The sequence below is a fragment of the Planctomycetota bacterium genome, assembly GCA_035574235.1.
Classification (GTDB): Bacteria; Planctomycetota; MHYJ01; order MHYJ01; family JACPRB01; genus DATLZA01.
This window is the reverse complement of record DATLZA010000059.1, coordinates 1-9734: the sequence shown is the minus strand read 5'-3', so window position 1 is coordinate 9734 and position 9734 is coordinate 1. Positions and strand designations below refer to the sequence as shown.

General features: G+C 69.3%; 12 protein-coding genes. 7 read left to right on the top strand and 5 right to left on the bottom strand.

The window, feature by feature from the left end:
- Nucleotides 1-101: 101 nt before the first annotated feature.
- From rpmI to VNO22_04585, 7 genes are all read left to right on the top strand, one after another.
- Nucleotides 102-299: a 50S ribosomal protein L35 gene (gene rpmI / locus VNO22_04615; protein ID HXG60631.1), complete on the top strand. Its 198-nt coding sequence runs from the start codon at nt 102-104 to the stop codon at nt 297-299.
- 9 nt (nt 300-308) lie between these two features.
- Nucleotides 309-686 carry a 50S ribosomal protein L20 gene (rplT, locus tag VNO22_04610; GenBank protein ID HXG60630.1) on the top strand — a complete coding sequence of 126 codons (378 nt, stop codon included), beginning with the start codon at nt 309-311 and terminating at the stop codon, nt 684-686.
- A gap of 68 nt (nt 687-754) precedes the next feature.
- A complete protein-coding gene (locus VNO22_04605; protein HXG60629.1) occupies nt 755-1756 on the top strand; it encodes a phenylalanine--tRNA ligase subunit alpha in 1002 nt (333 codons plus the stop codon).
- Nucleotide 1757: 1 nt separating this feature from the next.
- Nucleotides 1758-3734: a phenylalanine--tRNA ligase subunit beta gene (pheT, locus tag VNO22_04600; protein HXG60628.1), complete on the top strand. Its 1977-nt coding sequence runs from the start codon at nt 1758-1760 to the stop codon at nt 3732-3734.
- Between the two features lie 82 nt (nt 3735-3816).
- Nucleotides 3817-4440: a hypothetical protein gene (locus VNO22_04595; protein ID HXG60627.1), complete on the top strand. Its 624-nt coding sequence runs from the start codon at nt 3817-3819 to the stop codon at nt 4438-4440.
- Between the two features lie 58 nt (nt 4441-4498).
- Nucleotides 4499-5848: an ATP-binding protein gene (locus VNO22_04590; GenBank protein HXG60626.1), complete on the top strand. Its 1350-nt coding sequence runs from the start codon at nt 4499-4501 to the stop codon at nt 5846-5848.
- A gap of 66 nt (nt 5849-5914) precedes the next feature.
- Nucleotides 5915-6307, top strand: coding sequence for a response regulator (locus VNO22_04585; protein HXG60625.1), 393 nt, complete (start codon nt 5915-5917; stop codon nt 6305-6307).
- 6 nt (nt 6308-6313) lie between these two features.
- Here VNO22_04585 and VNO22_04580 read toward each other — a convergent pair whose 3' ends face one another.
- From VNO22_04580 to VNO22_04560, 5 genes are all read right to left on the bottom strand, one after another.
- Entirely contained in the window at nt 6314-7039 is a 726-nt protein-coding gene (locus VNO22_04580; GenBank protein ID HXG60624.1) for a sugar phosphate nucleotidyltransferase, read from the bottom strand.
- Nucleotides 7040-7044: 5 nt separating this feature from the next.
- A complete protein-coding gene (locus tag VNO22_04575) occupies nt 7045-7809 on the bottom strand; it encodes a thiazole synthase (GenBank protein ID HXG60623.1) in 765 nt (254 codons plus the stop codon).
- Nucleotides 7809-8009, bottom strand: coding sequence for a sulfur carrier protein ThiS (gene thiS / locus VNO22_04570; GenBank protein ID HXG60622.1), 201 nt, complete (start codon nt 8007-8009; stop codon nt 7809-7811). The genes VNO22_04575 and thiS overlap by 1 nt, the downstream gene beginning before the upstream one ends.
- A 68-nt stretch (nt 8010-8077) precedes the next feature.
- Complete coding sequence (locus VNO22_04565; GenBank protein ID HXG60621.1) at nt 8078-8986, bottom strand: Ppx/GppA family phosphatase; 909 nt, start codon at nt 8984-8986, stop codon at nt 8078-8080.
- Nucleotides 8983-9734, bottom strand: a 752-nt coding sequence (locus VNO22_04560) for a magnesium transporter (GenBank protein HXG60620.1), incomplete at its 5' end; no start/stop codon positions are given. The genes VNO22_04565 and VNO22_04560, both read right to left, overlap by 4 nt.

Here is a 9734-nt window from a genome sequence, read left to right as displayed (position 1 = left end):
GCCGGCCGCCGCGCCCGCCGCGCCGCCGCCGACCGCCCCCGCGACCGGAGAGGCGTCCGCCGGCTCCGCGCCTTCGCCCACGCAGGCCCAAGGAGGAACGCATGCCTAAGCTCAAGACCAACAAGGCCGCCAAGAAGCGGTTCAAGATCTCGGCCAACGGGAAGGTGCTTTTCCGCCCGGCGGGCAAGAGCCACCTTCTTTCCGGCAAGCGCTCCAAGCGCCGCCGGCAGATGCGCCGCTGGAGGGCCTTCGACGGCAAGCACGACGCGGCCGACATTCGCAAGATGATTCACGACTAAGGAGACGCCATGCCTCGCCAATCCAGCGGCCCGTACCGCAAGCGCCGCATCAAGAAGATCCTTAAACGCGCCAAGGGGTACCGGGGCGGGCGCGGGAAACTTCACCGCGCCGCCAAGGAAGCCGTCATGCGCGCCGGGCGCTACGGCTACTTTGGGCGCAAGATCAAGAAGAGGGACTACCGCTCGCTCTGGATCGTGCGCATCAACGCCGCCTGCGAGCAGCGCGGGATTCCGTATCACCGGTTCATCAACGGCCTGCGCCGGGCCAACGTGGCGCTCAACCGCAAGGCCCTGGCGGAACTGGCGCTGTCGGAACCCAAGGCCTTCGACGAACTGGTCCAGACGGCCCGGAAGGCGCTGGAGGCGGCCGCGCCCGCTCCGGCGTAGGACGCCCCCGATTTCCCGAGGAAAAGGATTCCCGAGGCCGTAGAGCGATCTGCGGCCTTTTGGCTCCCATGGATCTCGATTCGGCCATCGAGGAGGTCCGCCGGGCGTTCGAAAAGGACGCCGCCGGGCTTTCTCCCGAGCAGCTGCGCAACCGGTACGTGGGCCGCGACGGGCGCGTTCGCGAACTGTTCGGGCTTCTCAAGAGTCTTCCGCCCGACCGCAAGGGATCCGCCGGGCAGAAGCTCAACGCCTTCAAGGAGGAGCTGGAACGCCGCGTCGAAGAACTGCGCCGCGGCCGCGCCTCCGCCGGCTCCCCCCGCGCGGTCGTCGATCTCACCCTTCCCGGAAGGGCCCCCGAGCTCGGCCGCCTCCACCCGGTCTACCGAACCTGGGACGAGATCGTCCGCGTCTTCACGCGCCTGGGGTTCGAGGTCGTCACGGGCCCCGAGATCGAGACGGAGGAGAACAATTTCGAGGCGCTCAACATCCCCCTGGAGCATCCGTCGCGGGACGCCTTCGACACGTTCTACATCGAGCCGCCGTACCTCCTGCGCTCGCATACGTCGCCCGTCCAGGTCCGCACGATGAAGGCGCGGCGGCCGCCGATCCGCGTGCTGGCTCCCGGAAAGGTCTTCCGGCCCGACAAGCCCGACGCCGGACACTCCCCCATGTTCCACCAGGTGGAGGGACTCCTGGTGGGGAGGGACGTCACCTTCGCTCAGCTCAAGGGGGTGCTCGACCTTTTCGCCAAGGCGATGTGGGGACCGCGGACGCGCATCCGCTTCCGCCCGAGCTTCTTTCCGTTCACGGAGCCTTCGGCGGAGGTGGACGTCTCGTGCTTCATCTGCGGCGCGCGCGGGTGCCCCGCCTGCAAGCGTTCCGGATGGATGGAGATCCTGGGCAGCGGCATGGTGCATCCGAAGGTTCTCGAGCACTGCGGCATCGATCCCGAGGAGCACACGGGGTTCGCCTTCGGCCTGGGCGTCGAGCGGATCGCCATGCTCAAGTACGGCATTCCGGACATCCGGCGCTTCACGGAGAACCACTTCGCGTTCCTGGAGCAGTTCTGAGATGAAGGTTCCCCTGTCCTGGCTCCGGGAATACGTGGACGCCCCGGCGGCGCCCGAGGAGGCGGCGCGCCTCCTCCTTCAGGCGGGCGTCGGAGTCGAGGCGATCGAGGGGGATGTTCTGGACCTCGAAATCACCTCCAACCGCGCGGATCTTCTTTCGATCCTGGGCGTGGCCCGCGAGGTGGGAGTGCTCCTGGGGCGCCCCGTGCGGGTCCCGGCGCCCCGGTACGCCGAGGGAGCGCGGAGGATGGACGCCGCATGGTCCGTTTCCGTGGCCGCGCTGGACCTCTGCCCGCGCTACACGGCCCGGGCGATCGCGGGGGTCCGGATCGGTCCTTCTCCGGACTGGATGGCCCGGCGCCTCGAGGCGTCCGGGATCCGGCCGATCAACAACGTCGTGGACGTGACCAATTACGTGCTTCTGGAGAGCGGCCAGCCGCTGCACGCGTTCGACGCGCGCCGCCTGAAGGGAGGGCGGGTCGTCGTCCGGCGCGCCGCCGCGGGGGAGAAGATCACGGCCCTCGACGGCCGCGAGTACGCTCTCTCCCCCGACATGCTCGTCATCGCGGACGCCGAGCGGCCCGTGGCCATCGCGGGCGTCATGGGCGGGCGGGAAACCGAAATCGGACCCGACACCGCGGACGTGCTTCTCGAAAGCGCCCAGTTCGATCCCGTGTCCGTCCGCCGGACGGCGCGGCGGCTCGGACTGTCCACCGAATCGTCGTACCGGTTCGAGCGGGGCGTGGATTACGACGGCGTGGAGTGGGCGTCCCGCCGGGCCGTCCAGCTCATTCTGGAGACGGCCGGCGGCGCGGCGCTGGAGGGGGTCCTCGAGGCGGGCGGGCCGCGGCCGGTGCGTCCGGTCGCCCGGGTGCGTCCGGCGCGCATCTCCCGCGTGCTCGGGATGGAGGTCCCGCCGGCCCGGGTCCGCCAGATCCTCGAGAGTCTGGGATGCTCCGTGGCGGAGCGGGAGGGGGCGTTCGAAGTCGCGGCGCCCCCCGGCCGGCGCGATCTGCGCCTCGAGGCGGACTACATCGAGGAAGTCGCCCGCGTTCAGGGCTACGACGCCGTTCCCTGCGACACGCGCCTGCCGCAGGCGGTTCCCGTCGATCCGCCCGAGGAGCAGGTCCGCGAGGCGGCGCGCTCGACGCTCGCGGGACTCGGGGCCTACGAAGCGCTCACGTGGAGCTTCGCGGCCGCGGGAGAACCCAACCGGGCGCCCTTCTGGACGGACGGACCGCTCGTTCCGCTGCGGGATCCGCAGGGGCAGGTGGACCGCACGCTGCGGGCGTCCCTGGCGCCCGGGCTTCTGGGCGTGCTCGAGACCAACGAGTCGTACAAGGAACCTCTTCGGCCGGTCTTCGAGATCGCGCGGATTTATCGGAAGGAAGCGGCGGGGTACGGGGAAAAGACCGTGCTGGGCGTGGCCGCGCCGGGAGACCCGCTTGCGGTCAAGGGACTTCTCGAGCGCCTCTTCGAGCGCCTGGGGATCGCGCTGGAGCTGCGCCCGCGCGACTTTCCGTTCCTGGTCCCCGGGGCGTCGGCGGAGGTGGTGCTGGGAGGCAAGACGGTCGGCTACGTGGGCCTGGCGGCGCCGGAGCTTTCAGGGCTTCGGTCGGCGGCCGGCGTGGCCGAGATCGACTTCGAGGCGCTCGTTCCGGCGGCGCGGCTGGCGCGCCCGTACCGGGAGTTCAACCGGCGTCCGCCCGTGGAGCGGGATTTGTCGGTGGTGCTGAGCGACGGGGTGACCTGGAAAGAGGTCGAAGCGGTCGTGCGCGAAGCCGCCCCGGCGACGCTGGAACGCCTGCGGTTCCTGAGCGAGTACCGGGGCAAGCCCATCCCGCCGGGACATAAGGGGTGGGCCTTCTCGATGCTGTTCCGGGCGGCCGACCGGACGCTCACGAGCGAGGAGGCCGACGCGGCGGTTCAGGCGGTGCTCCGGGCTCTGGAGAGCCGTCTGGGCGCCCGCCTTCGGTAGGCCGGTTTTCCGGGCCTTGACAAAGCTTTCCAGGCGGGGATAGACTTAACCGCGAGAGTTCCGCGCGACTCTTCTTCTGCCTATGGAAGACCGAAGCCGCCTGGGCCGCATGCTGGTCGAGGCCAATCTTTTGACGCCCGAGCAGCTCAAGATGGCGTCGGATTTCCAGAAGGCGGTGGGGGGAAAGCTCGGGGCGATCATCGTGAAACTGGGGTTCATCGAGGACCAGACGCTGACGCACTTCATCGCCCGGCAGCAGGGCATGCCCGTGGTGAACCTCGCCGAGCTCGTCATTCCGGAGAACCTCGTCAAGCGGATTCCCCGGAAGCTCATCGAGAAGCACCACGTGGTTCCCATTCATTACCATGACGGGGTCCTGACGGTGGCGACCTCGGATCCTTTCGACTACGAGGCGATCGAGGAGATCCAGCTGGCGGTGGACAGCCGGATCGAGATGAATCTGGCGCCGCGGTCGCAGATTCTGCGCTGCATCCAGGAATTTTTTGCCAGGGAAGAGGGTCCGGCGCCCGTCAAGGAGAAGACGCGGGAGCAGCTTCTTCGGGACCTGGAGGGGCCGCGCGCGGAAAGGCCTTCCGCGGAAAAGCTTCGCGACGCCCTCATTCCGCTCTTGATCGAAAAGGGGCTGATCACCGAGGCGGAGCTGGTCCGGAAGGCCCGCGAGATGGAGACGGCGCGGACGCCGTGAACGGGCCGGGGCGTCGGACGGTTCTCCGGGGGGCAGGGTTCGGAGCGCGAGCCGGGATATGGCCGAGGTCAAGCTGAACGAGTTGACAAAGTCCCTGAGCTCCAGCCTCTCCGTGAGCGAGGAGCGCGGATCGCGCTTCGTGGAAGCGCTCGTGGCGGCCGTCCGGGAGGCGCTCGGGGCGTCCAAGGAAGTGACGCTTCCCGGCTTCGGGACGCTCTCCCTGGCCGCCGCGGACGGGAGCCCCGTGCCCTCCATGTACAAGGCGAACCTCGTGGGGGACGTGTGCGCGCGCCTGGGGGAGACGCACGAGGCGCGCGTGCGCGGGATGGTGGACGCCGTTCTGGAGGCGGCCCGGAAGGAACTTCTGGCGGGCAAGCGCGTCGTCCTGGACGAACTCGGGGTGTTCGAGGTCCGCTTCGAGCGGCCCAAGATCGAACGGCAGCCTAAGGGGCACCGCCTGATCCGCCCCGGAGCCTCGACGGTGTCGTTCCTCCCGCTGAGTCCCGTGCGCACTCCGGCGGGGGAAGCGCGGATCGTCTTCTCCCCCTCGGACGACCTTTCGCGGCGCCTGGAGTCCTTCAAGCAGTCTTCGATCATGCTCGTCGTGCCGGAGCGCGATTTCTTCGCCAAGACGCTCGAGTACTACTTCGAGAGCGCGGGCTGGGAGATCGAGGTCTTCACCTCCATTCCCGACGCGCTGGGGAAGATCGAGTCGGGCAAGGCGTACCTCGTGATCCTGGACGCCCTTTTCGAGGACCATCAGAAGTTCTGTTACGCGCTCAAAATGCGGCGGGAAACGACCAACGTTCCGCTCATCCTGCTTTATCCCGGAGAGGCCGCGTTCAAATCCCCCAAGGAGGTTTCGATCGTGGGGGACGAGAACCTGTGCCAGCCGTTCGAGTTCCGCCAGCTCCTGGACACGGCGGACGCGGAGATCATCCGGGCGGCGGAAGAGGAGCTCATCTTCCTCCAGCAGCTCAACATCCACCTGCCCACGGAGGAGGCCGCGACCGAAAAGGTGATCGACATGGTCCACAAGCTCCTCGAGTCGAGCGGCCTGGACGAGGAAGGGCAGGTGGCCGTGAGCGCGGCCTTCCGGGAGGCGGTCGTCAACGCCGCCCAGCACGGAAACAAGTACAAGCGCGACCGGAAGATCGAGGTCCAGTACCTGCTCGACCCGGAGAAGATCACCTGCGTCGTGCGCGACCAGGGGCAGGGCTTCAACCACGAGCAATACGTCAAGAGCGGTTCCACGCGGGACGCGCTCTCGGCCGCCCGCGAGCGTCACGCTCAGGGCCGCATGGGCGGCCTGGGCATCATGCTCATGCTGCGCTGCTGCGACCGGCTGGAATACAACCAGCAGGGCAACCAGATCACCCTCACGAAGTTTCTCAAACCGCAGGCCTGAGCCCTTCGCGCGCCCCTCGTTCTTCGCCTTCCCCAGGACCCCGCGATGGGGTATAGTGGGGCATAGATGATGGGTGGCGCGATCAAGCGGATCCTCGTCGCCGACGACTCGGCGCACGCGCGCGGGATCCTGGCGTTCCTTCTGCGCAGCCGCGGCTACGAGGTCCTGGAGTCCGAGGACGGCGAGCAGGCCCTCCAACGGGCGCGGGCCGAGCGTCCGGATCTCCTGATCCTGGACGCGATGATGCCCCGGCGGTCGGGATTCGAGGTGTGCGCCGCCCTCCGGGCCGATCCGGAACTGCGGAGCCTCCCGGTGGTGCTCCTGACGGCCATGGGACCGGACGCGGCGGCCCTGGGCGCCCAGGCGGGGGCCGACGAGTGCGTCGCCAAGCCGTTCCGCGTGCAGGACCTTCTGGCGCGGATCGAAGCCCGCCTGGCCGGCGGACCCCGGGCGGGCTGACGCCCGTCAGTGCATTTCAGGCGTTCGGGCCACCAGGTTGTTGGCCCGCAGCAGCGATTCGAACGTCCCCGCGTCCGTCCACCAGCCGTCCAGCGCCTCCCAAGTGAGCGTTCCCCGGCGGACGTAGGCGTTGTTCACGTCCGTGATTTCGAGCTCGCCGCGCCCCGACGGCCTGAGGGTCTTGACGATCGAGAAAACTTCGTTGTCGTACATGTAAATCCCGGTGACCGCGTACTTCGACTTCGGCCGCGCGGGCTTCTCCTCGATGCCGACGACCCGGGGGCCGTCGAGCTCCGCCACCCCGAAACGCTCCGGGTCGGGAACCTCCTTGAGAAAGATCTTGGCTCCCGAAGGCTGCTCCATATATCGCGTCAGCCCCGGCGTGATGTCGGCCGAGAAGATGTTGTCGCCCAGGATGACGCAGACGCGATCGCCCTCCACGAAGTTTTCCGTCAGGCCGAGCGCCTCCGCGATTCCCCCTTCGCCCTCCTGGTAGGTGTAGTGGAGGTCCTTCAGTCCGAACGCCTTTCCGTTCCCGAGGAGCTTCAGGAAATCCCCCGCGAAGGGGCCGCCGGTGACGATCATGATCTCCCGCAGGCCGGCCCGGACGAGCTTCTCGATCGGATAGTAAATCATCGGCTTCCGGTAGACCGGCAGGAGGTGCTTGTTGGTGACCCGGGTCAGGGGACTCAGACGGGTGCCCAGGCCCCCCGCCAGAACGACGCCTTTGATGCCCTTCATTGAATCTTTCCGGCTTCAGGGGAGGAGGGGGAGGCGTATTCCCGCCGGGGGATGCGCCCGGCCTCGTAGGCCAGGCGGCCCGCTTCGCACGCCCGGCGCACCGCCTCCGCCATCCGCACCGGATCCCGCGCCTGGGCCACGGCGGTATTGAGAAGCACCCCGTCGGCCCCGAGTTCCATCGCGACCGCCACGTCGCTGGCGGTGCCGACCCCGGCGTCCACGATCACCGGGACTTTCGCGCGCTCGACGATCAGCCGGATGTTCAGGGGGTTCAGGATCCCCAGCCCGCTTCCGATCGGCGCCCCCAGCGGCATCACGCACGCCGCCCCGGCGTCCACGAGCTTCAGCGCCGTCACCAGGTCGTCGCTCGTGTACGGCATCACCACGAACCCTTCTCGCGCGAGCGAGCGCGTCGCCGCCACGAGCTCCTCGAGGTCCGGGTAAAGCGTCTTCTCGTCCCCGATCACCTCGAGCTTCACCAGCGGCGTTCCCAGCGCCTCCCGTCCCAGCAGGGCCGTCCGGATCGCCTCCTCGGCCGTCCGGCATCCGGCCGTGTTGGGGAGAATCTTGTAGCGCGAACGGTCGATCCAGCTCAGGAAATTCGTGCGGCTGGTGTCCTTGAGATCGACCCGCCGGACCGCGACCGTCACGCAGTCGGTCCCGGAGGCCTCATGGCAGCGCACCATGATCTCCGGGGAAGGGTACTTGCCGGTGCCGAGGATGAGCCGCGAACGAAATTCGAATCCGCCGATCTTGAGCACTAGCCGCCTCCCACGAGGCCGACGATTTCCAGCCGGTCGCCGTCTTCGAGACGGGTGGCGGCGTAGCGGTCCCGCGGGACCACCCGCCGGTTGCGTTCCACCGCGATCGGCCGGCGCTCCAGCCCCAGCTCCCGCACGAGGTCCTCGAGGGTCGCCCCGTCGCGGACGTCGCGCGGCTCGCCGTTGACGACGAGCCTCATGAGCGCGGAATTATAAACGACCGCAGGGGAATTCTGAAGGGGAACTCGACGCGGAGCGAAAAGCGGACTCAGGAAGCGCCCGCGGGGGGCTCCGGAACGGGCCAGCGGCCGGCGGCCAGCTCCAGAAGAATCCCGTGGCGGAGCCCTCCCTCGGCGGCCCGCAGGCGGTCCGCTCCCAGACGCCGCATGGCTTCGGCCAGGACCCACGCCCCGGCCGCCACGATGTCCGCCCGGCCCGGCTCCACCCCCAGGCGCTCCCGCTCCGCCGCCGTCCGGCGAGAAAGATGCTCCGCCAGGGCTTCCACCTCCCGGAGACCCGCCCGGCCGCCCCGGCCCGTGAGCCGGAGCACGGTCGAAGCCGTGCCGCCGATTCCGAGAAGCTCGCCCGTCCGGCGCGCCGGCACCCGGGCCAGGCGCCGCCGGATCTCCGAGCGCAGGCGCTCAAGCTCCCCGGCGTCCGGCGGATCGTGCGCGAGGAAACGCTCCGTCAGCGTCACCGCCCCCAACGGCAGGCTCCAGGCGGCCCGCAGCGTGCCGGGCGGCTCGCCCACCATGATCTCGGTGCTTCCGCCTCCGACGTCGATCGCCGCGACGGGCCCGCGGCTCCGCGCCGCCCCGATCGCGCCGCGGAAGGCCAGCCGCGCCTCCTCGCGACCCGACAGCACCCGGACCTCCACCCCCGCCTCCGTCCGGCAGCGGTTCAAAAACGCCGCCCGATTGGAGGCCGCCCGCAGCGCCCGCGTTCCGGCGGCGGCCGGCGCGCCCGCCCCGCGTTCCTCCGCCAGACGCCGGAATTCGGCCAGCGCCGCCAGCGTCCGCTCCGCCGCCTCCGGGGAGATCTTTTTTCCGCGTCCCAGGCCTTCCCCCAGGCGCGTGATCCTCGCGCGGCTGAGCACCGGGATCACCCGGCCGGCCGAGATCCGCCCCACCAGGAGCTTGACGGAATTGGTGCCGACGTCGATCGCCGCGAGCGTCATCGCGGCCCGGTCCGCACGATGAGAAAGGTCGCCACCGTCAGATAGATCGTCACGTTGATGACGTCGTTGATCGCCGTGATGAACGGGCCCGAGGCGATCGCGGGGTCGTACTTGAACCGGTGCATCGTCATCGGGGTCAGCGTCCCCAGAGTCGCCGCGATCGTGATCGAAAGGGCCATCGACGCCAGGACGATCATGCCGAGCGTCATCGCCCCCTCGGCTCCCAGGTTCATCAGGAGCGCCATTCCCCCCGTGATCGCGCCGGACAGGAGGCCGATCGCCACGCCCACCCGAAACTCCGCCGCCACGATCCGCAGCGTCTTGGCCGCCGTGAGCTCCCCCGTGGCCAGCGCCCGCACCACGGCCGTCGAGGACTGCAGTCCCACGTTGCCGCCCATCGCCATGATGACGGGGATGAAATAGGCCAGCGCCAGCTCCTCGAGCGTCGCCCCGTACGCCTTCATGATCCAGGCCAGAATCAGCTCCAGCGTCATCGCCGCCAGGAGCCACGGCAGGCGCGCCCGGACCCGCTCCAGGAACGGCGCGCGCAGCGGATCCACCCGCCCCGCGCCGGCCAGCTTCATCACGTCCTCGTCCGCCTCGTGCCGGATGACCTCGATGATGTCCTGGAGCGTCACCACCCCGAGGAGCCGCATGTCGTTGTCCACCACCGGCACGTGCCGGAGCCGGTACTTCTGCGCCAGCCGCGCCACCTCCTCCTGGTCCGTCGCCGGCCCCACGAAGATCA

Bases quoted from the DNA above. Each gene is read 5' to 3' on its own strand.
- VNO22_04565 (HXG60621.1), bottom strand. From the start codon at position 8,986: ATGACGCTCGCGGCGATCGACGTCGGCACCAATTCCGTCAAGCTCCTG.
- rplT (HXG60630.1), top strand. From the start codon at position 309: ATGCCTCGCCAATCCAGCGGCCCGTACCGCAAGCGCCGCATCAAGAAG.
- rpmI (HXG60631.1), top strand. From the start codon at position 102: ATGCCTAAGCTCAAGACCAACAAGGCCGCCAAGAAGCGGTTCAAGATC.
- VNO22_04595 (HXG60627.1), top strand. From the start codon at position 3,817: ATGGAAGACCGAAGCCGCCTGGGCCGCATGCTGGTCGAGGCCAATCTT.
- VNO22_04590 (HXG60626.1), top strand. From the start codon at position 4,499: ATGGCCGAGGTCAAGCTGAACGAGTTGACAAAGTCCCTGAGCTCCAGC.
- VNO22_04585 (HXG60625.1), top strand. From the start codon at position 5,915: ATGATGGGTGGCGCGATCAAGCGGATCCTCGTCGCCGACGACTCGGCG.
- pheT (HXG60628.1), top strand. From the start codon at position 1,758: ATGAAGGTTCCCCTGTCCTGGCTCCGGGAATACGTGGACGCCCCGGCG.
- VNO22_04605 (HXG60629.1), top strand. From the start codon at position 755: ATGGATCTCGATTCGGCCATCGAGGAGGTCCGCCGGGCGTTCGAAAAG.
- thiS (HXG60622.1), bottom strand. From the start codon at position 8,009: ATGAGGCTCGTCGTCAACGGCGAGCCGCGCGACGTCCGCGACGGGGCG.